The organism is Zobellella endophytica (genome assembly GCF_003012775.1).
GTDB classification, from domain to species: domain Bacteria; phylum Pseudomonadota; class Gammaproteobacteria; order Enterobacterales; family Aeromonadaceae; genus Oceanimonas; species Oceanimonas endophytica.
Window position 1 is genome coordinate 232,407 of sequence record NZ_PXYG01000005.1, and the last position, 25,170, is coordinate 257,576.

24 protein-coding genes are annotated in these 25,170 nt (G+C 54.2%); 19 read left to right on the plus strand and 5 right to left on the minus strand.

Annotated features, from left to right (window positions below; translation table 11 throughout):
• Nucleotides 1-47: 47 nt before the first annotated feature.
• The 11 genes from C7H85_RS13045 to C7H85_RS13090 all read left to right on the plus strand — a co-directional run bounded on the left by C7H85_RS13045 (nt 48) and on the right by C7H85_RS13090 (nt 12,608).
• Nucleotides 48-629 (plus strand): acyltransferase, encoded by a 582-nt coding sequence (locus C7H85_RS13045; protein ID WP_106730134.1) that lies wholly within the window; start codon nt 48-50, stop codon nt 627-629.
• A complete protein-coding gene (locus C7H85_RS13050) occupies nt 626-1,753 on the plus strand; it encodes a DegT/DnrJ/EryC1/StrS family aminotransferase (protein ID WP_106730135.1) in 1,128 nt (375 codons plus the stop codon). The genes C7H85_RS13045 and C7H85_RS13050 overlap by 4 nt, the downstream gene beginning before the upstream one ends.
• Nucleotides 1,754-1,804: 51 nt before the next feature.
• On the plus strand, nt 1,805-3,037 hold the full coding sequence (locus C7H85_RS13055) for a glycosyltransferase (RefSeq protein ID WP_158260093.1): 1,233 nt from the start codon (nt 1,805-1,807) through the stop codon (nt 3,035-3,037).
• Nucleotides 3,038-3,163: 126 nt separating this feature from the next.
• Nucleotides 3,164-4,291 (plus strand): phosphoenolpyruvate carboxykinase (ATP), encoded by a 1,128-nt coding sequence (locus tag C7H85_RS19595; RefSeq protein WP_146140460.1) that lies wholly within the window; start codon nt 3,164-3,166, stop codon nt 4,289-4,291.
• 29 nt (nt 4,292-4,320) lie between these two features.
• Nucleotides 4,321-5,640: a flippase gene (locus C7H85_RS13060; RefSeq protein WP_158260094.1), complete on the plus strand. Its 1,320-nt coding sequence runs from the start codon at nt 4,321-4,323 to the stop codon at nt 5,638-5,640.
• Between the two features lie 151 nt (nt 5,641-5,791).
• A complete protein-coding gene (locus tag C7H85_RS13065; protein WP_158260095.1) occupies nt 5,792-6,901 on the plus strand; it encodes a glycosyltransferase in 1,110 nt (369 codons plus the stop codon).
• Nucleotides 6,902-7,080: 179 nt separating this feature from the next.
• Nucleotides 7,081-8,205 carry a glycosyltransferase family 4 protein gene (locus tag C7H85_RS13070; RefSeq protein WP_106730205.1) on the plus strand — a complete coding sequence of 375 codons (1,125 nt, stop codon included), beginning with the start codon at nt 7,081-7,083 and terminating at the stop codon, nt 8,203-8,205.
• Between the two features lie 76 nt (nt 8,206-8,281).
• Nucleotides 8,282-9,571 carry an exopolysaccharide biosynthesis polyprenyl glycosylphosphotransferase gene (locus C7H85_RS13075; protein ID WP_245879664.1) on the plus strand — a complete coding sequence of 430 codons (1,290 nt, stop codon included), beginning with the start codon at nt 8,282-8,284 and terminating at the stop codon, nt 9,569-9,571.
• Nucleotides 9,572-9,589: 18 nt separating this feature from the next.
• On the plus strand, nt 9,590-10,654 hold the full coding sequence (galE, locus tag C7H85_RS13080) for a UDP-glucose 4-epimerase GalE (protein WP_106730139.1): 1,065 nt from the start codon (nt 9,590-9,592) through the stop codon (nt 10,652-10,654).
• Between the two features lie 233 nt (nt 10,655-10,887).
• Nucleotides 10,888-11,673: a type IV toxin-antitoxin system AbiEi family antitoxin gene (locus C7H85_RS13085; protein ID WP_106730140.1), complete on the plus strand. Its 786-nt coding sequence runs from the start codon at nt 10,888-10,890 to the stop codon at nt 11,671-11,673.
• The gene (locus C7H85_RS13090; RefSeq protein WP_106730141.1) at nt 11,673-12,608 is read left to right on the plus strand and encodes a nucleotidyl transferase AbiEii/AbiGii toxin family protein; all 936 of its coding nucleotides are present in this window, start codon (nt 11,673-11,675) and stop codon (nt 12,606-12,608) included. Before C7H85_RS13085 ends, C7H85_RS13090 begins: the two co-directional genes overlap by 1 nt.
• Before the next feature lie 231 nt (nt 12,609-12,839).
• Here C7H85_RS13090 and purN read toward each other — a convergent pair whose 3' ends face one another.
• The gene (purN, locus tag C7H85_RS13095; RefSeq protein ID WP_106730142.1) at nt 12,840-13,478 is read right to left on the minus strand and encodes a phosphoribosylglycinamide formyltransferase; all 639 of its coding nucleotides are present in this window, start codon (nt 13,476-13,478) and stop codon (nt 12,840-12,842) included.
• The gene (purM, locus tag C7H85_RS13100) at nt 13,475-14,512 is read right to left on the minus strand and encodes a phosphoribosylformylglycinamidine cyclo-ligase (RefSeq protein WP_106730143.1); all 1,038 of its coding nucleotides are present in this window, start codon (nt 14,510-14,512) and stop codon (nt 13,475-13,477) included. Before purM ends, purN begins: the two co-directional genes overlap by 4 nt.
• A gap of 241 nt (nt 14,513-14,753) precedes the next feature.
• Here purM and upp point away from each other — a divergent pair, with 241 nt between their 5' ends.
• From upp to hda, 4 genes are all read left to right on the plus strand, one after another.
• Entirely contained in the window at nt 14,754-15,380 is a 627-nt protein-coding gene (gene upp / locus C7H85_RS13105; RefSeq protein ID WP_106730144.1) for a uracil phosphoribosyltransferase, read from the plus strand.
• A gap of 212 nt (nt 15,381-15,592) precedes the next feature.
• Nucleotides 15,593-16,861 (plus strand): uracil-xanthine permease family protein, encoded by a 1,269-nt coding sequence (locus tag C7H85_RS13110; RefSeq protein ID WP_106730145.1) that lies wholly within the window; start codon nt 15,593-15,595, stop codon nt 16,859-16,861.
• A 65-nt stretch (nt 16,862-16,926) separates the two neighbouring features.
• Nucleotides 16,927-17,907 (plus strand): DUF2066 domain-containing protein, encoded by a 981-nt coding sequence (locus C7H85_RS13115; RefSeq protein ID WP_106730146.1) that lies wholly within the window; start codon nt 16,927-16,929, stop codon nt 17,905-17,907.
• Nucleotides 17,904-18,626 (plus strand): DnaA inactivator Hda, encoded by a 723-nt coding sequence (gene hda, locus C7H85_RS13120; protein ID WP_106730147.1) that lies wholly within the window; start codon nt 17,904-17,906, stop codon nt 18,624-18,626. The genes C7H85_RS13115 and hda overlap by 4 nt, the downstream gene beginning before the upstream one ends.
• A gap of 95 nt (nt 18,627-18,721) precedes the next feature.
• Here hda and C7H85_RS13125 read toward each other — a convergent pair whose 3' ends face one another.
• Both C7H85_RS13125 and arsC read right to left on the minus strand, forming a co-directional pair.
• Complete coding sequence (locus C7H85_RS13125) at nt 18,722-19,096, minus strand: DUF2069 domain-containing protein (protein ID WP_106730148.1); 375 nt, start codon at nt 19,094-19,096, stop codon at nt 18,722-18,724.
• Nucleotides 19,096-19,443 (minus strand): arsenate reductase (glutaredoxin), encoded by a 348-nt coding sequence (arsC, locus tag C7H85_RS13130; RefSeq protein ID WP_106730149.1) that lies wholly within the window; start codon nt 19,441-19,443, stop codon nt 19,096-19,098. The genes C7H85_RS13125 and arsC overlap by 1 nt, the downstream gene beginning before the upstream one ends.
• A 61-nt stretch (nt 19,444-19,504) precedes the next feature.
• Here arsC and C7H85_RS13135 point away from each other — a divergent pair, with 61 nt between their 5' ends.
• On the plus strand, nt 19,505-19,951 hold the full coding sequence (locus C7H85_RS13135) for a TlpA family protein disulfide reductase (protein ID WP_106730150.1): 447 nt from the start codon (nt 19,505-19,507) through the stop codon (nt 19,949-19,951).
• A 921-nt stretch (nt 19,952-20,872) separates the two neighbouring features.
• Here the strand turns inward: C7H85_RS13135 and bepA are convergent.
• The gene (bepA, locus tag C7H85_RS13140; protein ID WP_106730151.1) at nt 20,873-22,315 is read right to left on the minus strand and encodes a beta-barrel assembly-enhancing protease; all 1,443 of its coding nucleotides are present in this window, start codon (nt 22,313-22,315) and stop codon (nt 20,873-20,875) included.
• A gap of 116 nt (nt 22,316-22,431) precedes the next feature.
• Here bepA and C7H85_RS13145 point away from each other — a divergent pair, with 116 nt between their 5' ends.
• From C7H85_RS13145 to C7H85_RS13155, 3 genes are read left to right on the plus strand one after another with little or no spacing between them, the layout of a single operon-like run.
• Complete coding sequence (locus tag C7H85_RS13145; protein ID WP_106730152.1) at nt 22,432-22,653, plus strand: sulfurtransferase TusA family protein; 222 nt, start codon at nt 22,432-22,434, stop codon at nt 22,651-22,653.
• 11 nt (nt 22,654-22,664) lie between these two features.
• Nucleotides 22,665-23,735 carry an AI-2E family transporter gene (locus tag C7H85_RS13150; RefSeq protein ID WP_106730153.1) on the plus strand — a complete coding sequence of 357 codons (1,071 nt, stop codon included), beginning with the start codon at nt 22,665-22,667 and terminating at the stop codon, nt 23,733-23,735.
• Nucleotides 23,736-23,771: 36 nt separating this feature from the next.
• Nucleotides 23,772-25,109 carry a sodium-dependent transporter gene (locus tag C7H85_RS13155; RefSeq protein WP_106730154.1) on the plus strand — a complete coding sequence of 446 codons (1,338 nt, stop codon included), beginning with the start codon at nt 23,772-23,774 and terminating at the stop codon, nt 25,107-25,109.
• Nucleotides 25,110-25,170: the final 61 nt, after the last annotated feature.

Consider the following 25,170-nt stretch of genomic DNA (forward strand, 5'->3'; position numbering starts at 1 on the left):
TGTAATTGTACTTACTTTGTTATCCTTATTACTGTTAAGGTCATGTTATGATTTATAGTGCTCATCCAAGTGCAATTATTGATGATGGAGCGCAGATAGGCAATGGAACATGTATCTGGCACTTTGTTCATGTATGTGGTGGTGCTCATATTGGTAGGAATGTTTCTTTAGGGCAGAATGTCTTTATAGGAAACAAAGTAAATATTGGTGATAATTGTAAAGTTCAAAATAATGTTTCAGTCTACGATAGTGTTACTTTGGAAGAGGGTGTTTTTTGCGGTCCCAGTATGGTGTTTACTAATGTACTCAACCCACGATCACTGATAGATAGAAAAAGTGAATACCGCAGTACCTTAGTAAAAAAAGGCGCCACCTTGGGGGCAAACTGTACCATAGTATGTGGTATCACCATCGGTGAGTTTGCATTTATTGGGGCTGGAGCAGTAGTTAATAGAAATGTGCCAGCCTATGCTCTGATGGTTGGGGTACCGGCCAGACAAATTGGTTGGATGAGTGAATTTGGAGAACGTTTGGCACTGCCAATCCAGGGGGAAGGAGTGGCTATTTGTATTCATAGTGGTGATAGTTATCTACTAAGCGGTAATAAGCTGACCAAGGTGAATGTATGATGCAGTTTATTGATCTTGCTGCACAGCAAGCACTCATCAAGGATAAGATAGATGCTGCTATTCAACAGGTTCTGTCTCATGGTCAATATATCCTTGGGCCAGAAGTGGCTGAGCTTGAGCATAGACTGGCGGCATTTGTAGGAGCAAAGTACTGTATAACGGTTGCCAATGGCACTGATGCATTGCAAATAGCGCAAATGGCATTAGGTATAGGCATTGGGGATGAGGTGATTACCTCAGGGTTCGGTTACATCGCTGCTGCGGAAACTGCTGCTTTACTGGGAGCAAAACCTGTATATGTAGACATAGATCCTCGCACCTACAATCTGGATCCAACCAAGCTGGAAGCTGCTATCACACCTCAAACCAAGGCCATTATTCCTATCTCTCTCTACGGCCAGTGTGCCGATTTCGATGCCATTAATGCGATCGCCAATAAATATGGTCTTCCTGTAATAGAGGATGCTGCCCAAAGCTTTGGGGCCAGCTACAAGGGGAAACGATCCTGTAACCTGACCACTATTGCTTGCACCAGCTTTTTCCCCAGTAAACCTCTTGGTTGCTATGGTGATGGAGGGGCTATTTTCACCAATGATGATGAGTTAGCGTTAGTTATGCGGCAAATTGCTCGCCATGGCCAGGATAGGCATTATCATCATATTCGGGTAGGTGTAAACAGCAGATTGGATACTTTACAAGCCGCTATATTATTGCAAAAATTGGATATATTTGACGATGAATTAATTAAGCGTCAGAAGATAGCTCTGCGTTACAATAATTTCTTTGAAGAGTTAGGTAGGAGCATGCACTCGAATATGATTGGTAATTTAATCATTCCCCCATATGTTGAACCTTATAATGTCAGTGCATGGGCGCAATATACTGTTAGACTAAATAATCGTGTTCAACTACAAGAAAAGCTTAGAGTGGCAGGCATACCAACAATTGTACACTACCCATGCACTCTCAATGAACAAGTCGCGTTAAAAGACGTAGATGTAAATCTTGAGGTTGGAGGTGATGTTTCAACAGGAGTAATTAGCATTCCTATGTCGCCCTATCTTAGTGATAGGGACTTATCATTCATTATAAAGCCTTTGTCTGATTTTATTCAATCTCTTTAATGTAAGTATGAATTAACTCTCAAATATTCCTTTGATATGTTGAAGGCTGAAATGAAAAAAATCGTAATATTTACCAATGCATTTCCCTATCTTCCTGGCGAACAGTTTTTGGAAGAAGAAATGAAATTTTGGTCTGATGTTATATCTTGTGAGATTTTTATACTTCCTTGTCTTGCCAAGGGAATACCAAGGTATGTACCTAAAAACATTACAGTGGACTTGTCATGCACAATAAACCATTCATGGGTTTGTTTTTTGCTCTATACAATTAAATCTTTTTTTGATAAACACTTATATAAAGAAATTTTATATTTATGGAGCATTGGTAACCTTAATCTTTTTACTTTTCTTTCCGCGCTGAAATGTATATCCAGAACATTGAGGCTTAGTTATAAGATAAGAAAATTTGTAAAATTAAATGGTGTAATTGATGTTGCATATTGTTACTGGAATGACGTGCAGTCTTATGCTGCCTGTCTTGTTAAACTTGATGGGTATATAAATAAAGTAGTATCTAGAGTACATCGGTTTGATTTGTACGAAGAACAGAGGGACTTTAATTATATGCCTTTGAAACGACAGTTTGTTAGTATTTTTGATAAAGTATACTGTTTGTCTCAAGAAGGGATGATGTATTTTTTTAATAAATATCATGTGAGTTTACAGCGTGTATGTATTTCTCCTTTAGGAGTTAGGTTACCATCAGGTATGTCTAAGGCTAGTCTAGCTGGACATATCCATTTGGTGTCTTTGTCATATTGTGTTTCTGTAAAAAGAATAGATAAGATAATTAGTTCTCTGGTGGCTTTATCTAAAGAAGAACCTAGTTTGAAAATAAGGTGGACGCATATAGGTGAAGGGCCACTTTCTAATTATCTAGAAAATCTTTCTATAGATTCATTTGATGGGGTGGATAATGTCGAATTTATGTTTTTAGGAGGGATCGATAATTTTAAGGTGAGAGAGTTCTTTATAAAAAATCGTATCGATCTATTATTAAATGTTAGCGAATCTGAAGGTGTTCCAGTTTCTATAATGGAAGCTATGAGTTTCGGGGTTCCTGCTGTTGCTCCTGATGTAGGAGGTGTATCATATCTTGTTTCTAACAATTTAGGATACTTGATGAGTAATAATCCAAGTGTTGATGAAATAGTTAATGCCATCAAATGCATATATTATTCAGCAGATAACATGGTGATGAGATGTGAAGTGCGAGAACATGTGGCCTTAAATTATAATGCAGAGAAGAATTATAGAGATTTTGTTGGCTCAATTAGTGAGTAGTTTTTAAATAATCTATGATTTATACTGCGATCAATATTTTTACTTAGAGTAAAATCTTTTGTGCACTAGAGTAGTGGATGTAAATTGTTTCCAATAATTACAACGTCATATAAGGTAGGTCCATGTATGGGTTATAATATTCAATGCATTGGAGTGAAAAAAATATTTGGGAAAAATTTTAAATTTGAAGTAAATGACACTTGGGTTACAGAGCTGAAGGAAACCCTTTTACTTTACGATGATTCCTTGGATAATAATATTGATGTTCTCATCGAAGTTACAACAAATGAGAGCTTTTATTTTGTAAGGTCTAACAATCCGAAATCTTATAAAAGAAGCGATGATGGTTTTCAGGCTGATTTTGGACATGTCAAAGTGTCATGGAGTAACATAGACAAAAAGCCTTTAAAAGTATCTTTGCATATTAAAGATAAGCGGCCCCTCCCCTTAATTGGATTTCTAAAAAAACTGTACTCGATGGAATATCCAACGACCGTCGAGTGGTTTGAACAAATTTTACATGAACTTGTGTTGGTTCCATGTGTTTATTTTTTACCAGATCTAGCTGTTGTTCATGCTGCTAGTATAAGTAAGAATAATGAATGTGTTTTGCTTACAGGCACAGGTGGCGTGGGTAAGTCATCAGCATTACTTTCTTTTATTGGTGATGAAAGCATAAGTTTTATATCTGACGATATTGTTATCGTAGATAGTTTAGGGTCTGTCTATTCAAACTTTTCTTGGCCTAAAGTATATGGGTATAACTGTGATGGGAATGCATTAAAGGAAAAGATTTTAACTGGTAGAGGATGTTTAGATAGAATTCATTTTTATATAAAAAATAAGATTGATTCATCTAAGGTTAGAAGGAAAATAAGGCCTGATAAAATATTCAGCTCTTACTTAAAAACATCTTGTAAGTTAAGGGGTGTTTATTTTTTGATTAGGGAGGATGTAGATAGTATAAAATTATCTACACTCGAACGAAACTCTTCTATAAAAATGGCTTGTAATGTTATGAATGCTGAATATCAAGTGTTCCATAAGTTTATTGAATGGGAAGAGTATAATGCGGCTGCCTTAGGAGTATCCCCTTTAATTTCAATGGAAAACGTGATCTCTAAATGGAAAAAAGTTATGAATGGGTCTTTTCCGATTTTGATTAACAAGGTAAGCATTCCTATAGATATTGAAAATGTAGAGTATCAAGAAAAAATAAAAAAAATAATTTATAATGATTTTGATTTCTGTTAATAGCTTTTTATTTCATTATGGAACTTCTAGTGCGCGGTCTCGGTCTTAAAGAACTGTTCAAAAATGTACTCTTTGTTATAACTAGACAAATTGGTTCTGGTTTACTTCAAGTTATCACTTTGATTTTAATTGCTAGGACTTATGGGCCCGATGGCAATGGTGTTTACATGATAGCACTATTGTTACCAACAACGCTAGTAACTTTGTTAAGCTTTGGGGCTGCACCAGCAAATGTTTATTATTTGAGTGGAGGGAGGGTTAATACACTTGTAGCTTGGCGGAGTATATTAAAAATTTTTGTAGGAGGATCTGTAATTGGAGTGGTTTTAGGGGCGATGGTGATAATTTTCTTTTCAGGAAAATGGTTTCCTGAAATACCAAGCTTATTACTTTGGATATCCTTGCCAATATTTCCAGTTTCCTTATTGTTATCATTTGTTTTTAGCTTTTTTCAAGGGCTTCAGCAGTTCGATAAGTTTAATTATGTCCTACTACTCCATCCATTACTAGTACTGTTAACGGTTGTCTTAGTCATACTTTCTAACTTATATGAAGTTAAATGGTTGATCGTGGCTTATCTTGTATCTTCCATTATTACGTTGTTGTTTGCTTTTTATAAATTGAAACCATTTTTAAACAATGGCAATCCCTTTGGTTTCACCGACTATGATAGAACTATTCTTAGTTATGGTTGTAAAGTACATCTAAGTAATATTTTGTCTTTTGTTAATTACAAAGCTGATATTTTTTTAGTTAATTTTTATATTGGTCCCGTGGGCGTAGGTATCTACTTAGTAGCTGTTCAACTTTCTGAAAGGCTATGGCTACTTTCCCATGCCGTGGGCACAGTGCTTTTGCCTAGAATCTCACAATTATACAATGATGAGGATAAGCGAAAAGCCATTACACCATTGGTTACACGATGGGTTTTAATGATTACATTTTTATCCGCAGTATTCTTGTCTATAATTGCTTACCCTATTATCTCTATAGTATTTGGTGAGGTGTTTGTTTCTGCATATTATCCTTTTTTATTCCTTCTACCTGGTATCGTCGCTGGGTCTGCATCTCGCGTTATTGCAAATGATATAGCTGCGAGGGGACGGCCGGAGTTGAATTTTTATTCATCCTGTTTGGTTGTTTTTATAAATGTTTTAGGTAATTTTTTGTTGATTCCTAAGTATGGAATATCTGGAGCTGCAATTGCAACTACTATAGCATATATAATTAATTTTTTGTTACGTTTATTCACTCATCATTACTTAACTAAAGTTCCAGTGTTAAACAATATATTAATTAATAAAAACGATATAAAACTACTTAAATCATGGGTTCTCAATAAGTTATAATGTTCTTTTCATCTTGGGTTTTATGCAAAACCTTTGTATGTTTTTAATTGTATACGTTTGATTTTTAGTTTCCTAAAGTAAAACGAAATTGATTTTTCAGATGGATAGCTATTGTTAAAAGTAGATGTTTTATAAATAAAGGATGGTGCTTTTGACTAATAATATAAAAATATTGCATGCTGCTGCGTTACTCAACCCACCTTCTGGCATCATTAATCAGATGCATTGGGAACAGTATGCAGCTAATGCGTTAGGCTTTAAGTGGAAGGTTAAAATATTTTCACCTAAAGGAATAAAGGGGAAGAAATATATTTTCAAAGAGTCATCTCAAGTCAAATGTCAATCTGTAAGTGGATTGAAAAAAATTAAAAGTTGGTATTCTTTTAGAAAAGAATACTACGAATGGTTAGGGGAGCAAGAGCAATACTATGATGTTTTTCTTTTACGCTACTATGTTCATGACCCTTTTCAATATCGATTTGTTTCACGCTGTAAAAAGCCAGTTTACTTTGTCCATCATACTCTAGAGATACCCGAGCTTTCTTCCGAAAGCCTTTTTGGACGGGGGAGAGCCTGTTTGGAAAGTATACTGGGTGGTAAAACAATCCGAAAAGCAGCAGGTATTATTGGTGTAACACAAGAGATTTGTGATTATGAGAGATATAGAGCAGGGCAACTTAATAAGAAAAGTATAGTTTATCCCAACGCCATTATGCTCAATTACTCGCCAGTCGAAGATAAGAGGCATTATACTCCTAATCTTTTATTTGTTTCCAGCTATTTTTATTCTTGGCATGGTTTAGATCTTTTGCTTAAAAGCATGGAAAAAAATAAAGATTCTTTCACTCTTCATTTGGTTGGTAAACTTTCAAAAAGTGACCATGAAGTTGCTAGCAGAGACAATAGGGTGGTTATTCATGGCCATAAAAATATTTCTGAGATAAGAAATATTGCAGCTGACTGTTGGCTTGGGATTTCATCTCTAGCTCTTGACCGTAAAAATATGCAACAAGCTTGTACACTTAAAGTAAGAGAATACTTGGCCATGGGGTTACCAACATATGCAAATTACGAAGAGGTTTTTCCTGAAGAGTTCTTGTTTTATATAAAAGGAGATTGTTCTATTGAAAGAATTCTTGAAGCAGCAAGAAAAAATAGAAAATACTCTAGGCATATGATAAGTGAACTATCAGGTCCATATATCTCTAAAAAATCAACAGTTTTAAAACTGTATAATGATTTGATAAGTGATTTAAGTTGATAACGATTACAGTATGTCCTAGTTTTTAGTTTTTAGTTTTTAGTTTTTAGTTTTTAGTTTTTAGTTTTTAGTTTTTAGTTTTTAGTTTTTAGTTTTTAGTTTTTAGTTTTTAGTTTTTAGTTTTTAGTTTTTAGTTTTTAGTTTTCATTGATGTAATGCTTGACTTTAGGTTTTTTCTTATGAATGTTGCTCTTATTGGTGTTTTAGCTAAAGATATATTAAATTTCAGGAAGGGCTTGATAGAGGACCTTGTTGAAAATAGCATTGATGTTTTTGTTTTTTCCATTGACTACACCGTTGAAAGTAAAGAAAGCATATTTAAGTTGGGTGCGACTCCTATATCTTACGACTTCGACAGAACTGGAACTAATCCAATAAAAGATATAATTAATACACTCGCATTAAAAGAAAAGATAAAGTCAGTCTATCCAGATGTGGTTCTTTCTTTTTCCGTTAAACCTGTTATTTTTGGAACTCTTGCAGCAAAACTAGCTGGCGTTAAAAAGATATTCGGTATGCTAGAAGGGTTAGGGTATGTGTTTACTGAACAGCCTACAGGTCTATCGAGCAAGGTTCGATTTCTAAGATTCACCCAAATTATGCTTTATCGAAGTAGTATACCGTTTTTAGAAATAATGTTTTTTCTGAATCATGATGATGTATGCGATCTTGTCAGAAAATATGGTGTGAAAATTCATCATGCTGAAGTGTTGGGCGGGATAGGAGTCGATTTTAACGTATTTTCTTATTCCAAGCCGAATTCCAATGAAGTATCATTTCTTTTTATTGGTCGATTGCTAAAAGAAAAAGGAATTAATGAGTTTATTGAGTCAGCTCTATTGGTGAGAGAAAAGTATCCTGAAGCTACATTTAAAATCCTAGGTGGGTTGGATAACGGGAATCCTGGTGGGTTAAGCAATAGCGATATAAACGATCTGATTCGGAAGGGAGCGATTGAACATTTTGGGTATGTATCTAATGTTTCTGAGTATATAGCTAAGTCAAGTGTGTTTGTGCTCCCTTCATATCGTGAAGGCTTTCCTCGCAGTACTCAAGAGGCGATGGCCATCGGTCGGCCTGTTATTACTACTGATGTGCCGGGGTGTAGAGAAACCGTTGTTGATGGAGTGAATGGTTTTCTAGTTCCTCCGTGGTCTGCTGAAGCGATAGCAGAGAAAATGATTTATTTTATTGAAAACAGAGAAAAAATTGAAGAAATGGGGCTAGCTAGTTATAAAATGGCAAAGGAACGATTTGACGTTAGAATAGTAAATAAAAAACTGATGAAAATGATGGGCTTGTAACAGCCAGAGCGTACTATACTACCTACTGATATTTAATACCAATACGATCAGGCTTATCAAGAACAGGATGTTCGTTATGGCTGAAGATCTCATGTCCCAAAAGCTCGAACGGCGCTATTCGCGCTGGTATCAAAGCGTTCTGCTGCATTCCTTTACCCAGTTTTTTATCGGCGTGGCGGCGGTGGTGCTGCTGCCCTGCCTGCTGTGGTGGGGCGGGCAGTTCTGGCAGCAGTGGGACGAGGTGCGGGTGACCACCGTTATCTCCAACTTTCTCTGCTTTTTCGTGGTGTTCGTCTTTTACAAGCGGTTCCACCATTTTCCCGGCGCCCAGTCGCTGTTTTATGTTATCCCCACCATAGTGCTGGTGTACCTGCTGGCCTTTGCGGCGCTGTTTTTTGTGCGGGCCGGCTACAGCCGCCCGGTGCTGCTGCTGTCGCTGGGGCTGGCGGTGGTGTGCTTTTTCGCCGGCCATTTCGTGCGCCTTCGGGTGCGCCGGCTGCAACTGGCGGTGGTGCCGTTCGGCGAGCAGCCCAGCCTGCGCCGGGAGGCGGATGTCGACGCCTGTACCCTGGCGGAGCCCGCCTTTCATGGCCGGCGCTTCGACGCGGTGATTGCCGATCTGCGCGCCGATCTGCCCGCCGAGTGGCAAACCTTTCTGGCCCGCTGCACCCTGGCCCATGTGCCGGTGTATCACGTCAGGCAAATACGGGAGCGGCTGACCGGGCGGATCAAGATAGAGCACCTGTCGGAAAACGAATTCGGCACCCTGCTGCCCGATCCCAACTACGCCTTTATCAAGCGGGTCACCGAGCTGCTGCTGGTGCTGGCCACGCTGCCGCTGTGGCTGCCGCTGCTGCTGGCCACGGCGGTGCTGATCCGGCTGGAAAGCCCGGGCCCGGCGCTGTTTGTGCAGCAGCGGGTGGGGCAGGGCGGCCGCCTGTTCAACATGTACAAGCTGCGCAGCATGTATCTTGCTTCGCCCGGCAGCGGCGCCCGCTTTGCCGGCGCCAACGACAGCCGGGTGACCCGGGTGGGCCGTTTTATCCGCCGTACCCGCCTGGACGAGGTGCCGCAGTTCTTCAATGTGCTGAAAGGCGACATGAGCCTGATCGGCCCTCGCCCGGAGCAGCGGGAGTTCGTGGCGCAGTTCGAGCGGCAGATCCCCTTCTACGTTTATCGTCATGTGGTGCGGCCGGGCATCACCGGCTGGGCCCAGGTGCGCCACGGCTACGCCGCCAGCGCCGACGACACCCGCATTAAAATCGAGCACGACTTTTACTACATCAAGCATTTCTCGTTCTGGCTGGATCTGCTGGTGGTCTACAAAACCCTGCAAACCATGGTGACGGGGTTCGGGGCGCGATAAGGCGGAGGGGGCGGGCTTATGAACATTCTGGTTACCGGCGGCGCCGGCTATATCGGCTCCCACACCCTGGTCGAGCTGCTCGAACACGGCCACCGGGCGGTGGTGGTCGACAATTTCTGCAATTCGTCGCCGGAGTCGCTGCGGCGGGTGCGGCGGATCACCGGCAAGGCGCCGGTGCTGGTGGAGGGCGACGTGCGGGATCGCCGCCTGCTGCGCCGGGTGTTCGGCGAGCACGCCATCGCCGAAGTGGTGCATTTCGCCGGGCTGAAGGCGGTGGGCGAGTCGGTGCGCCGGCCGCTCGAATACTACGACAACAATGTCAACGGCACCCTGGTGCTGGTGGAGGAAATGCGCCGGGCCGGGGTGTTCAAGCTGGTGTTCAGCTCGTCCGCCGCGGTATACGGCGAGCCGGCCCGGATGCCGGTGCACGAGGGCATGGTCACCGGCGGCACCACCAATCCCTACGGCAGTTCCAAGCTGATGGTGGAGCAGATGCTGCAGGATCTGGCCCGGGCCGATCCGCGCTGGGCCATTGCCCTGTTGCGTTACTTCAACCCGGTGGGGGCGCACGAGTCGGGCCTGATCGGGGAAGATCCCAACGGCGTGCCCAACAACCTGCTGCCCTACATGGCCCAGGTGGCGGTGGGCCGGCTCGGGCAACTGGCGGTGTTCGGCAACGACTACCCCACGGCGGACGGCACCGGCGTGCGCGACTACATCCATGTGATGGATCTGGCCGCCGGCCACCTCTGCGCCCTGGAGCGCATTGCCGGCCACGGCGGCGCCTGCGTTTACAACCTGGGCACCGGCCGGGGCTATTCGGTGTTGCAGATGATAGCGGCCTTCGAGCGGGCCTGCGGGCGCCGGATCCCCGTTCGCCTGGAGCCGCGCCGGGCCGGCGACGTGGCCGAGTGCTGGGCCGATGTGTCGAGGGCCCGGGCCGAGCTGGGCTGGCAGGCCCGGCGCAGCCTGGCGCAGATGATGGCGGACGCCTGGCGCTGGCAGTCCCTGCACCCGCACGGCTACCGGGTCGAGCCGCTGCCCTGGGTGGCCGGATGGGGCGCGGGCGGCCCGCCCGCATAGGCGTTATGCGGGAGTGGAGGCGGTGCCTTGCCGGCCGTCAGGTTCCCGCTGCGCGGGAAGGCAGGCGGGCCGCCCGCGCCCCACCAGCAAGGCGCCCATCATTCTCTGTAGTCACTCCCGCTTTCCTTTTCGGTTTTAAAAATCTGTTTTTTTAACACTTTTAGTGAGACTATGCTGTTATATATAAACCAATGGTTTTCTATTTAAATCATAGTCACACTTTAAGTGTTAATATGTCATACAAACTAAACTGGCTGGTTAACCATGCATCCCCCGGTTCTTTGGTGCTCCAGCCTTGGTTGACCGAACACGGTATTGGCTACTCGCTTGCACAGCGGTATGTTGCCAGCGGCTGGCTGAAAAAGCTCAGGGCCGGGGTCTACTACCGCCCTGCGCCGGGAAATGGTCTGAAACCGGGATGGGTTGAGGCGCTCAATGCTGTTACGCATCAGTTGAACCTGCCTGTTTACCTAGCTGGCTTGAGCAGCCTTGGGCAGCAAGGATTAAGCCACTATCTTCAGCTGGGCAGGGCTGATGTCTGGGTTGGAGCCGCTCGCCCTTCGTTGTTACCAAAGTGGTTTCGTGAGTTTGATGGGCATGGCTGGCGCTATTGTACCAATAGCAAACTCGCCGCAACCACCGATAAGGACTTTACAACCATGTTGCTCAATGGGAAGGAAGTCCGGGCAAGCGCCCCCGAACTCGCGGCCTATGAAGTCGTCGACAGTATCGGTAAGCATATCAGTTTTGAACATACGGCAATATTATTTCAGGGACTGACCAATTTAAGCCCCCGAAAAATACAGTCTATCCTTCATCGCAGCCGCGCGGTGCAGACCAATCGTATTTTTCTTTTCCTTGGTCATTATTATGCTCACCAATGGAGCAGGCGGCTTGATGAGTCGCAAATAGAGCTAGGTTCTGGCAAACGCCAGGTGGTGGAGAATGGCAAGCTGGATGAGCGGTATTTAATCACGGTACCCAGCTCGTTGGCTGGTCGTCACAAAGAAAACGAGTAATGGATAAGAATACTGTTTACTATCGTCAGGTCTCGCTACTGATCAGGATGTTGCCTGTTATTGCGGATGAGCATGTTTTTGCATTAAAGGGCGGCACTGCCATCAACCTTTTTGTGCGCAACTTTCCGCGCCTTTCAGTAGATATTGATCTGTCTTACCTGCCCTTGGAACCCAGAGACGAAGCTTTGTCTAATGCCCGGGCTGCACTATCGCGTATTACTGCGCGAATTAATACACAGCCCGATCTGCAGGCAGTGTTTCAGGATAATAAGCCAGACGAACTAAGAGTGATCGTCAGTGGTAATACAGCCATCATCAAAATAGAGGTATCACCTGTTGCACGAGGGACGTTGCACGAGCCGGAACTGAAACCGGTGGTTGAGGAGGTTGAGGATGAGTTCGGCTATGCCGAAATTCCCGTGGTCAGTTTGCCTGATCTTTATGGTGGAAAATTGTGCGCGGCACTCGATCGCCAGCATCCCAGGGATCTGTTTGATGTTCGGATGCTGCTGGACGAGGAGGGAATTTCAAGAGCACTGTTTGTCGGTTTTCTAACTTATGCGTTGAGCCATCCTCGGCCTATCCATGAATTGATGGCTCCACGTTGGAAGGACTTGCAGGTTGCCTTTAATACCGAATTTATGGGCATGACCAATATCCCTCTTGGATTACATGAGCTGGTCGCTACTCAAGACGAAATGCTTAAGGCGTTGAAAGCCCGGTTTACTGAGCGGGATCGGGCATTTTTACTTTCTTTTAAACGAGGAACGCCAGATTGGTCGTTGTTTGACGAGGCCTCCGTTGCCGAGTTGCCTGCGGTACGCTGGAAGTTGCATAACATTCAGCTGTTAGCAAAACGACAGGAAAAACATCGTGAGCAGCTCGGGAACCTGGATTCGGTTTTAGCACAATGGTTGGAAAAGGGAACAGGCTGATTTTGTGCGGATAACCTTCGTATTACGCTATGGTCACTCCCGCCAAGGCGGGAGCCCAGTGCACTGTTTCATGATTCTCCGCCTTCGCGGCGATGACGATGGTGAAATAGCCGCGATCAAGGGAAATATCCGGCAAAAAGCAGGGAATGGACTGCCGGCAAACAAAAACGCCCAGCCGTGAGGCCGGGCGTTTTTATATGGCGGGGTAACAACCGTTATCCGCGGCGGGGGTTATTCCCCGGCATAGCCCTGGGCGGGCAGCTCGGCGCCGTCCAGCCAGGCGCTGCCGTCTCGCATGGCGAGCCGGCCGTCGCAGAACCAGCGCACCACCAGCGGGTAGATGGCGTGTTCCTGCACCAGCACCCGGGCGGCCACGGTGGCTTCGTCGTCCCCTTCAAAGATCGGCACCCGCGCCTGCAGCACCACGGGGCCGCCGTCCAGCTCTTCGGTAACAAAGTGCACGCTGCAGCCGTGCTCTTCGTCACCGGCCTCGATGGCGCGGCGGTGGGTGTGCAGCCCCTGGTATTTGGGCAGCAGGGAAGGGTGGATATTGAGCATGCGGCCCTGGTAGTGGCGCACGAAGCCGGGGGTGAGGATGCGCATAAAGCCGGCCAGCACCACCAGATCCGGGCGATAGTCGTCAATCAGCGCCATCAGGGCGGCGTCGAAGCTGTCCCGGTCGGCATAGTCCCGGTTGGGCAGCACGGCGGTGGCGGTGCCCGCCTCGCGGGCCCGCTCCAGGCCGTAGGCCTCGGCCTTGTTGCTGACCACGGCGACGATCTCGCCGCCCAGCTGGGCGGCGGCGGCCTGATCCAGCAGCGCCTGCAGGTTGCTGCCGCTGCCGGAAATCAGCACGACGATGCGCTTCATTTAATTTCGACCTGCTCTTCGCCTTCGGCGGCGTTGTCGATGCGGCCGATCAGCCAGGCGTTTTCACCCGCGTCCTGCATGAACTGAACGGCGGCCTCGGCCTGCTCGGCGGGCAGGGCGATAACCATGCCCACGCCGCAGTTGAAGGTGCGGTACATTTCGTAGGTTTCCACGCCGCCGGCCTGTTGCAGCCAGCTGAACACCGCCGGCCACTGCCAGCTGGCGCCGTCGATCACCGCCTTGGCGCCGGCGGGCAGTACGCGCGGAATGTTTTCCCAGAAGCCGCCGCCGGTGATGTGGCTGAGGGCATGGATGTCGAACTGCTTGATAAGCTCAAGCACCGGCTTCACGTAGATGCGGGTGGGGGCCATCAGGGCATCGGCCAGGGTGGCGTCGCCCAGCGGCTGTTGCAGATCGGCCTGGCTCACTTCGAGGATCTTGCGGATCAGGGAGTAGCCGTTGGAGTGCGGGCCGCTGGAGCCCAGGGCGATCAGGGCATCACCGGCGGCCACCTTGGTGCCGTCGATAATTCCGCTTTTTTCCACCACACCCACACAAAAGCCTGCCAGGTCGTAGTCGCCGGCTTCGTACATGCCGGGCATTTCCGCGGTCTCGCCGCCGATCAGCGCGCAGCCGCTCAGTTCGCAGCCGGCACCAATGCCGGTAACCACGTCGGCGGCGGTGTCCACGTCCAGCTTGCCGGTGGCGTAGTAATCGAGGAAGAACAGCGGCTCGGCGCCCTGCACAATCAGGTCGTTAACGCACATGGCCACCAGATCGATGCCCACGCCCTGGTGGCGCTGAAGGTCGATGGCCAGGCGCAGCTTGGTGCCCACGCCGTCGGTGCCGGCCACCAGCACCGGCTCCTTGTAACCGGTCGGCAACTGGCACAGGGCACCAAAGCCCCCGAGTCCGCCCATCACTTCCGGGCGTTGAGTACGACGGCTGACGCCTTTGATGCGTTCAACCAGGGCGTTACCGGCGTCGATGTCTACACCGGCATCTTTGTAGCTCAGGGGTTTGTTCTGCGTCACGAGTGGTTACCTTGTAATATTGGATTCGAGAGTGGGTTGGCGCCAATTGATGCTTTAACCGGCAGCCATTCACTATTTCGGCCGCTATTCTAATTTAATGCGCGGGGCAGTGCCACAGCCGTTAGCCACCTAACAGGGCGCGGGGGAAAGCGTTTGCTAAAATTTCCCCTGCACGTCTGCCGCCGGACGCTATTTTATGCTAGAGTTCCGCGGTTTTTTTGTGCATCGGGAGAGTGGGTTGATGAACGTCGTTGAGGTTAGGCACCCTTTGGTGAAACACAAGCTGGGTCTGATGCGGGAAGCCGACATCAGTACCAAACGCTTTCGTGAGCTGGCAAAAGAGGTCGGCAGCCTGCTGACTTACGAGGCCACCGCCGATTTCGAAACAGAAAAAACCACCATCAACGGCTGGAACGGCCCGGTGGAGGTGGATCAGCTCAAGGGCAAGAAGGTGACGGTGGTGCCCATTCTGCGCGCCGGCCTCGGCATGCTGGACGGCGTGCTGGAGCACATGCCGGGCGCCCGGGTCAGCGTGGTGGGGGTCTACCGCGACGAGGAAACCCTGCAGCCGGTGCACTATTTCAACAAGCTGGTCAGCCATATCGAAGAGCGGCTGGCGCTGGTGGTGGATCCCATGCTGGCCACCGGCGGCTCCATGGTGGCCACCATCGATCTGCTGAAGGAAAAGGGCTGCAACCAGATCAAGGTGATCGTGCTGGTGGCGGCGCCCGAGGGCATCAGGGCGCTGGAGCAGGCGCACCCGGACGTGGAGCTGTATTGCGCCTCCATCGACGAGCGGCTCAATGAGCACGGCTATATCATCCCCGGCCTGGGCGACGCGGGCGACAAGATTTTTGGCACCAAGTAAGGCCTGTCGCCCGTGTTTCGCCGGCGATATCCCTGCCGACGTCGTTGCTTGATGCGCGCCACCTCCGTTACCTCCGCGCAGGCGGAGGTCCATGGCGGCGTGCACCGGATGCCCGCCTTCGCGGGTATGACGACAAAGCGCAACATAAGGTTTGTCCGCACTCAGGAACCGGCCCTCGCCGGTTTTTTTCCGTTCCGACAAGGTAAAACAAGATGAATTCAGCAGAACACGCCGAGCCGGCGATCAACGCCCCGGTCCCGGTCGATACCCCCCTGCGCCAGGCGCTGGCCGGCTCCCAGATGTTGTTCGTGGCCTTCGGCGCCCTGGTGCTGATGCCGCTGATCACCGGGCTGGATCCGAACGTGGCGCTGTTTACCGCCGGCATCGGCACCCTGATCTTCCAGCTGTGCACCAGGCGCCAGGTGCCTATCTTCCTGGCCTCTTCCTTCGCCTTTATCGCCCCCATCCTCTACGGCGTGCAGACCTGGGGCATTCCCGCCACCATGAGCGGCCTGATGGCGGCGGGCGTGATGTACGTGCTGCTCAGCCAGCTGGTGCGCTGGCGCGGTACCGCCCTGCTGACCCGGCTGCTGCCGCCGGTGGTGGTGGGGCCGGTGATCATGGTGATCGGCCTGGGGCTGGCGCCGATGGCGGTGAACATGGCCATCGGCAAAACCGGTGACGGCGCCGCCGAGCTGCTGCCGCAGAATGTGGCGCTGTGGCTGTCGTTGTCCGCGCTGCTGACCACCCTGCTGGTGTCTACCATGGCCAGGGGCATTTTCCGGCTGGTGCCCATCACCGCCGGCATCGCCGTGGGCTATGGCCTGGCGTTGTGGTTCGGGGTGGTGGATTTCACCCCGGTGCGGGAGGCGGCCTGGTTCTCGCTGCCCGATTTTGTCGCGCCCGAGTGGCACTGGCAGGCGGTGCTGTTCATGATCCCGGTGGCCATCGCCCCGGCCATCGAGCACATCGGCGATATCCTGGCCATCAGTTCGGTGACCGGCAAGGACTACATGAAAAAGCCCGGGCTGCATCGCACCCTGCTGGGCGACGGCCTGGCCACCGGCGCCGCTTCCCTGTTCGGCGGCCCGCCCAACACCACCTATTCGGAGGTGACCGGGGCGGTGATGCTGACCAAGAACTTCAACCCGGTGATCATGACCTGGGCGGCGGGCTTCGCCATTCTGCTGGCCTTCGTCGGCAAGTTCGGCGCCCTGATGCTGACCATTCCGGCGCCGGTGATGGGCGGCATCATGATCCTGCTGTTCGGCTCCATCGCCACCGTCGGCCTCAACAGCCTGATCAAGCACCAGGTGGATCTGTCCCAGGCGCGCAACCTGTGCATCGTGGCGGTGATCCTGGTGTTCGGCATCGGCGGCATGGCCTTCGGCATCGGCGGTTTCAGCCTGCAGGGCATCAGCCTGTGCGGCATCGTCGGCATACTGCTGAACCTGGTGCTGCCCAGGGCGCGGGGCCATTGATCCTGGCCATGGCCAAGGATCTCTGGTTATCATGAGTCCCATGCTCCGTTAACGATGGCAACTTCATGCTGAAACATCTGCTTATGGCCGCCCTGCTGCTGTGCTCCGCGGCGGCCTCGGCGCAATCCGTGTTCGACGTCCGGCTCGATCCGGCCCCCTACAGCCGGACCGAGGCGCGGGAGCAGGCGCTGCGCCTGGTGCTGGCGCGGATCACCGGCGATCGGGCGCAGGACTCCTGGGTGCAGGATGAGGCCCTGGGCGATCTGCAGCGTTACCTGCAATCCGAGCCGGATGGCCCCGGCTACAATGCCCGCTTCGATGGCGAGGCCCTGCTGCCGCTGCTGCAAAGCGGCGGGCTCGATATCTGGCTGGAGCCGCGGCCGCCGGTGCTGGTGTGGCTGCTGGACGAGGGCCGCCCCCGCAGCGAGGCGGACCGCGCCTGGCGGCAGGCGTCGTCCGCCTACCAGCTGCCGCTGCTGTGGCCGTTGTGGGATCTGCAGGAACACATGCAGATCGACACCGCCCGGCTGTTCGAGCCCGGCATGCTGCGCGACGCCAGTGCGCGCTACGGCGCCGATTACTGGCTGGCGGTGGAAGACGACGGCGAGCGTCTGCGCTGGCAGCTGTTCGGCAAGGACGACGACCAGGCGCTGACCGAAGGCGCCCTGGCCGCCGGCGACGAGGCGGCGACGGCGCTGCTGGCGGCACTGAACCGGTACTGGGTGGCGGAGGCCGGCGGCCGGGAGCCGCCGCGGGCCGACAATCCGGATCCGCTCGAACCGCTGTCGCTCGGGCAGGATGCCCCGGGCGAACTGAGCATACTGGTGTCGGGCCTGCGCCGGTTTACCGACTCGATTCGCCTGGAGCAGCAACTACGCGCGCTCGACGGGGTGGAGCAGGCCTATGTGGCGGAAAGCGCCGGTCATCAGTTCCGCTTCCGGCTGGTGGTGGCGGGCTCGCGGGCGTCGGTGCTGCAGGCGGTGGCCGCCCTGCCGGGACTGAGCGCCGCCGGCGAACGGGAATTCACCTTCAGGGGCGGCGAGTGAGTAAAGAAGACGAAGACGACACCCAGCCGGCGCAACTGGCGCTGGCGGTGCAACTGCCCGACGACGAAACCTTTGCCAGTTTTTACCCGGGCGACAATGCCCAGTTGATCACCGCGCTCAAGAACGCCGCCATCGGCCAGGGCGCCGATGTGCTGTATTTCTGGGGCCAGCGGGGCAGCGGCCGCTCCCACCTGCTGCACGCCACCTGCGCCGAGGTCAATGCCTCCGGCGAGGCCGCCGCCTATATTCCGCTCGATTGCCACCGGCAGATGTCGCCACGCCTGCTCGAGGGCATGGAGCTGCTGCCGCTGGTGTGCCTGGACAACCTGGACGCCATCGCCGGGGTGGAGGAGTGGGAGCGGGCGGTGTTCAACTTTTTCAACCGCCGGCGGGAGCGGGCGGCGGGGTCGCTGATCGTGTCAGCGGTCAGCGCCTCGCGCAACCTGGGGCTGGCGCTGCCGGATCTGGCGTCCCGCCTGGACTGGGGCGTGGCCTATCAGCTGCGGCCGCTGGATGACGAGGGCAAGCTCAGCGCCCTGCAGCTGCGGGCCGAGCTGCGCGGCTTCAAGCTGCCGACCGACGTCGGGCGCCTGCTGCTGAACCGGCTGTCGCGGGACATGCGTACCCTGCTGGCCGCCCTCGACCTGCTGGACAACGCCTCCTTCCAGGCCAAGCGCAAGCTGAGCATCCCCTTCACCAAGGAAATACTGGGGCTGTAAGGGGCGGGACGCCAAGGCGGGGACCAGGGATTGGTGACTGGGGATTCGAGAGCCATTATTCTGGTCCCGAGTCCCGAGTCCCGAGTCCCGAGTCCCTAGCCCTTTTTCTTGCGAATGCTCAGGCCCAGCTCCCGGCCGCGCAGCTTGGCGTAGTAGCTGCTGCCCACGAACATCAGGCTGGCGAAGCCCAGCTCCACCAGCGCGAGCCAGCGTTCGCCCTCGTCCACCCACAGCAGCGTCAGGGCGTGCAGGAAGTAGGGCATGATCAGGAAAATGGCCCAGGCGTGGGTATAGGGGTTGCCCCTGACCATGCCGGCCATGGGAATAAACAGCCAGGGCAGCCACATCATCAGCATAAAGCCGGCGCCCAGCTCCGGGTGCGGGGAAATCAGGCCGTGCCAGAGCGCGACCCAGAGGATCAAACCAAAATAGCCGGCCAGTGCCAGCCTGCGAGCCAGAGGTGTGGTCATTACAGAATATCCAGAACCTGCTCGGGCGGGCGGCCCAGGGCGGCTTTATCGTTATGGACCACGATGGGGCGTTCGATCAGCTTGGGGTGCGCCACCATGGCGGCGAGCAGCGCCGCTTCGTCCTGCACCTCGGCGAGCCCCAGGGCCTGGTATTCCTCTTCCTTGGTGCGCATCAGCTCCCGCGCCGAGCTCATGCCCAGCTGGGCCAGCAGGGTTTTCAGTTGATCCACGTCGGGCGGGGTTTCCAGATATTTGATAACCTCGGGCTGGTGGCCATGCTGCTCGAGCAGGGCGAGGGTTTCCCGGCTTTTAGAGCAGCGGGGATTATGGTAGATACGTAGGCTCATTTTAAACTCCTGTGGCAATGCAGCGGGCATTGTATAAAAGCTAGTGCGGAGGGTACAGCATATGGGCAAGCATCAGGCCCTGTTTTTGGCGGTGTTGGCGATGGCCGGGTGCCGGGAGGCGGCCACCCTGACCCTGGCCGACGGGGAGCGGCAGACGCTCGGCGATTACCGGGGCCAGTGGCTGGTGGTGAACTATTTTGCCGAATGGTGCGCCCCCTGCCTGCGGGAGATGCCGCTGCTCAACGAATTGAGCGAGGCGGCGGGGCCGGCGGTGCTGGCGGTGAGCTTCGACGCGCTGCCGGCCCAGGCGCTGCAGAGCCTGAAGGAGCGCTACGAGATGGCGATGCCGGTGGTGGCCAGCCTGGAGGGCGGCTGGCCCTTCGAGGCGCCCCGGGTGCTGCCCACCACCTTCGTGATCAACCCCCAGGGCAAGCTGGAGGCGGAAATTCGCGGCGAACTGCACGCGGAGGATCTGGCCCGCTGGCAGGAACAGTACTGGGGGCAGTAGCCCGTGCGGGCCCGCAGACCAGGCTCCGTTGTCGGGGCCGGAGTCCTCTGCCCTGGAGCCCCGCCTGCGCGGACAACTCGAGGCGTAGGGGCACCGCGTTGCACCGGGTCTGCCGGGTCCACTTCAGTGGACCTTTCCGATAACGGCGCCGGGGTTCGGTCGACTGAAGTCGACCCTACGGGCCACCGCGTTGCACCGGGTCTGCCGTAGGGTCCACTTCAGTGGACCTGTCCGATAACGGCGCCGGGGTTCGGTCGAATAAATTCGACCCTACAAATACTTCCCCGCATTTGTAGGGTCCACTTCAGTGGACCTGTCCGATAACGGCGTCGGGGTTCGGTCGACTGAAGTCGACCCTACGGGCCACCGCGTTGCACCGGGTCTGCCGTAGGGTCCACTTCAGTGGACCTGTCCGATAACGGCGCCGGGGTTCGGTCGAATAAATTCGACCCTACAAATACTTCCCCGCATTTGTAGGGTCCACTTCAGTGGACCTTTCCGATAACGGCGCCGGGGTTCGGTCGAATAAATTCGACCCTACGGGCCACCGCGTTGCACCGGGTCTGCCGTAGGGTCCACTTCAGTGGACCTGTCCGATAACGGCGTCGGGGTTCGGTCGACTGAAGTCGACCCTACAAATACTTCCCCGCATTTGTAGGGTCCACTTCAGTGGACCTGTCCGATAACGGCGTTGGGGTTCGGTCGACTGAAGTCGACCCTACAATGACCACCCCGATAACGGCGTTGGGGTTCGGTCGACTGAAGTCGACCCTACAATGACCACCCCGACCACGGCGTTGGGGTTCGGTCGACTGAAGTCGACCCTACAATGACCACCCCGACCACGGCGTCGGGGTTCGGTCGACTGAAGTCGCCCCTACAATGACCACCGTGATCTCCCCGTCGCTTCCGCGAACGGGCTCAGTTGCGCAGGGTGTCCCAGTCTTTCTGCTGTTGGCGCAACTGCTCCAGGCGGGCGCCGAGGCGGGCGCGCTGCATGGCGTCCTTGGACATGTTGGCGGCAATTTCCATCTGATCCACCGCCACCTCGTAGCGCCCCTTGAGCGCGGCCACCTCGGCCTGGGCCTGGCGGAACGCCGACTCATCGCTGAGCGGCCGGTAGGCCTGGGCGATCAGTTCCCAGGCCAGCGGGTTTTCCGGATGGCGGCGCAGGTAGCCGTCGAGCAGCTCGGCGGCCTGCTGGTGCCTTCCGGCCTGCAGCAGGCTGTCGGCCAGGTTGATCATCACCACCTGATTGTCGGGCAGCCGCTGCCGGGCCTGCTGCAGCCGGGCGATGGCGGTGTCGTGACGTTTCTGGGCGTTGTCCAGATCGGTCAGGGCATCGAGAACAAAGATATTGTTGCCGTGGCGGCCGGCCAGCTCGGTCAGCACCGTTCTGGCCGGTTCGTACTCGTTGATGGCCAGCAGGCCCAGCGCCTGGCCGTAGCGGGCGGCGTCGGGCTGCCAGTCGCCGCCCTGGGTGGCGGCCCGCTCGAAGTAGCGGTGCAGCTCGCTGGTGCTGGATTGCTGGAAGCGCACCATGATGCGGGCCTTGGCAAGCTGGAAGTCGAGGCTCGGCGGATATTGTTTGGCGGGGTATTCCGCCGCCCGGCTGCGGGCTTCGGCGATACGGCTGGCGGGCAGCGGGTGGGTCAGCAGCATCTGCGGCGGCGTGCTGGCAAACTGGTACTGCTCCGCCAGTTTCTGGAAGAAGCTGGCCATGGCGGCGGGATCGAAGCCGGCGTTGTGCAGCAGGCGCAGGCCGATGCGGTCCGCCTCGAATTCGTTGTCCCGGGTGTAGTTGATCGCCGACTGCATCTTCAGCCCCAGGGTGGTCTGCAGCGCGGCCATGCCCGCCTGGGGGTTGACCATGGCCAGCGCCACCGAGCCCACCAGACCGGCGATGGTCAGCGGGGTGCTGCGCGACTGGGATTCGAGATAGCGGGCGATATGGCGCTGGGTGACGTGGGTGATTTCGTGGGCCAGCACCGAGGCCAGCTCGCTTTCATTGGCGGCATTGAGGAACAGCCCCGAGTGGATTTGCACCACGCCGCCGAGGAAGGCGCTGGCGTTGATACTGTCGTCGCGGATCAGCAGGAACCGGAACGGAAAACGCACCGAGTCGGCCTGGGACAGCAGCTTGAGCCCGAGATCGGTGACGTACTCGTTGAGCACGGGATCGTCGATAATGGGCTGGTTGGCGCGGGCAAAACGGGTAAAGGCCTGGCCGAAGCGGGCTTCCCGCTCCACCGACATGGCACTGACCCCGGCGGTACCGATGTCGGGCAGGCTGTTGGCGGCCGCCACCGGCAGGGCCGTTGCCAGGGCGAAAGCCAGAGCCAGTTTGGTTGCGCGAAAACCCATTGCGAAAACCTTCTTGATGCTGCGTTAAACGCAGAATAACCCTCTGTATGTGGCGGAACAAGCATTGTTTGGTAAGGCGAACAAGGGGATAATGCGTTTCTTTTGACGGGGGTGGAATGGACCGGCTGGATGCGAGCGAGTGGCGTTGTCCGCTGCCGCTGATCAAGGTCAAGCTGTGGTTGAAGGCGGCCCGGGGCGGGCAGCAGCTGCGGCTGTTACTGAGCGATCCCGGCTCTCGCCAGGATATCCCCGCTTATGCCACCCGGGCCGGGCACCGGGTGCGGGTGGTCGCCGACGGCCCCCATCTTCTCGAACTCATTATCACCAAGGCACCATAAGGAAGTTTTTCATGCTGGATGTTCTCAAGCACTGGTATCGACAGCGCTTTTCCGATCCGGGTGCGGTCGCCCTGTTCCTGATCCTGTTGTTCGGCTTCGTGGTGGTGTATTTCATGGGCCATATCCTGGCGCCCTTTTTTGCCGCCATCGTGATCGCCTACCTGCTGGAGTGGCCGGTGAGCCGCATGGAGCGACTGGGACTGGGGCGGGGGCTGGCCGCCGGGGTGGTGCTGCTGTTGTTCGCGTTGCTGATGGTGCTGTCGTTGATCAGCATTGTGCCTTCCTTCCTGGTGCAGACCGCCAACCTGGCGCGGGAAGTGCCCACCATGATCAGCCGCACCCAGGAGGTGATGCTGACCCTGCCGGAGCAGTACCCCGAACTGGTGGACGTGACCCTGGTGCAGAGCATTCTCGATGATCTGCGCGCCCGGCTGCTGGGCTCGGCCGACGCCATTCTCAGCGTATCGATCAGCTCGCTCACCAACGCCGCCGTGTTGCTGGTGTATCTGATCCTGGTGTCGGTGCTGGTGTTCTTTATGCTCAAGGACAAACGCCACCTGCTGGAGGGCATCAGCCGGTTCCTGCCCCGCAACCGGGAGCTGGTGTCGCGGGTCTGGCTGGAGATGAACGGCCAGATTGCCAACTATGTGCGCGGCAAGGTCATCGAAATCCTGATCGTCGGCGGCGTCAGCTACGTCACCTTCATGCTGCTGGGGCTCAACTATGCGCTGCTGCTGGCGGTGCTGGTCGGCTTTTCGGTGCTGATCCCCTACATCGGTGCGGCGGCGGCGACGGTGCCGGTGGCCATGGTGGGGCTGTTCCAGTGGGGACTGAGCCCCGACTTCCTGTACCTGATGATCGCCTACGCCATCATTCAGGCGCTGGACGGCAACGTGCTGGTGCCCATCCTGTTTTCCGAGGCGGTCAACCTGCACCCCATCGCCATCATCGTCGCCGTGCTGGTGTTCGGCGGCCTGTGGGGCTTCTGGGGGGTGTTCTTCGCCATCCCGCTGGCCACCCTGGTGAAGGCGGTGATCAATGCCTGGCCCCGGCATGAAGATCTGCCGGCCGGCCAGCCGTAACCCTGTTTTATTGAAGACATTAAGGAACCACTAACAGTGAGAGAACATTTCGGCTCGCGCTTCGGATTTATCATGGCCGCCGCCGGGGCGGCGGTGGGGCTGGGCAACATCTGGGGCTTTCCCACCCAGGCGGCGAGCAACGGCGGCGGCGCCTTCCTCATCGCCTATCTGGTGCTGGTGCTGGTGCTGGCTTTTCCCATGCTGGTAATGGAAGTGGCCATCGGCCGCTATGGCCAGGCCAACCCGGTGGACTCGGTGCGCAAGCTGGGCAGGGGCGATGGGCAGAAGGCCATGGCCTCTTTGGTGGGCTATGCGGGCATGCTGGTGCCGAGCCTGGTGCTGTCGTTCTATGCCATCGTCGCCGGCTGGCTGCTGGCCTTCCTGGCGGCGGCGGTGACCCGCATCATGGGCTGGGACGCCGCCACCGAGTGGCTGCAGGCCTTCGGCCTGGCGCGCAATATCGTCTGGACCCTGGTGTTCTACCTGCTCACCATACTGGTGGTGCAGGCCGGGGTGCGCCGGGGTATCGAGCGCTGGTCGGCCCGGCTGATGCCGGCGCTGTTCGTGCTGTTCCTGCTGTTGTTCTTCTACATCCTGACCCAGAACGGCGCCATGGAAGGGCTGCGGCACTACCTGGTGCCGGACTTCGGCAAGGTGATGGAGCCGGATCTGCTGATCAGCGCCATGGGCCAGGCCTTCTTCTCGCTCACCATCGGCGGCTGCTCCATGCTGATGTACGGCTCCTACCTGAGCAAGCAGGAGAGCATTCCCGGCACCGCCTTCCAGGTGACGCTGATCGACACCGGGGTGGCCTTTCTCGCCGGCCTGGTGATACTGCCGGCGATGTTCGTGGCCATGAACAATGGGGTGACCATCTATGCGGAAGACGGCAGCCTGCTGAGTTCAGACACCCTGGTGTTCACCGTGCTGCCGGCGCTGTTCGATACCATGGGCCCGGTAGGGCTGGTGATGGCGCTGGTGTTCTTCGTGCTGATGGGCATCGCCGCGCTGACCTCGTCCATCTCCATGCTGGAGGTGCCGGTATCCTACACCACCGAGCGGTTCGGGGCCTCGCGCCCGCTGGTGACCTGGCTGCTGGGCGGCGGCCTGGCGCTGTTCAGCGTGGTCATCTGCCTGAATTTCGGCGCCCTGTTCGGCTTCGTCATCCGCCTGTCCACCCAGAATATCCAGCCGCTGGTGGGCCTGGGGTTCTGCCTGCTGGGCGGCTGGATGTGGGGCCGGGCCAAACTGTTCGAGGAACTGGTGCAGGGCACGCCCGAGCTGGGTGCCAGCCTGTTCTGGCGCGTCTGGCCCTGGTATGTGCGGCTGGTGTGCCCGCTGCTGGTGCTGCTGGTGATCGGCGCCAGCTGGTGAGTCATAGATGAATAAGGCAGGGACTCGTGATGGGGGACTCGGGACTGGAAGATCCCCAGTC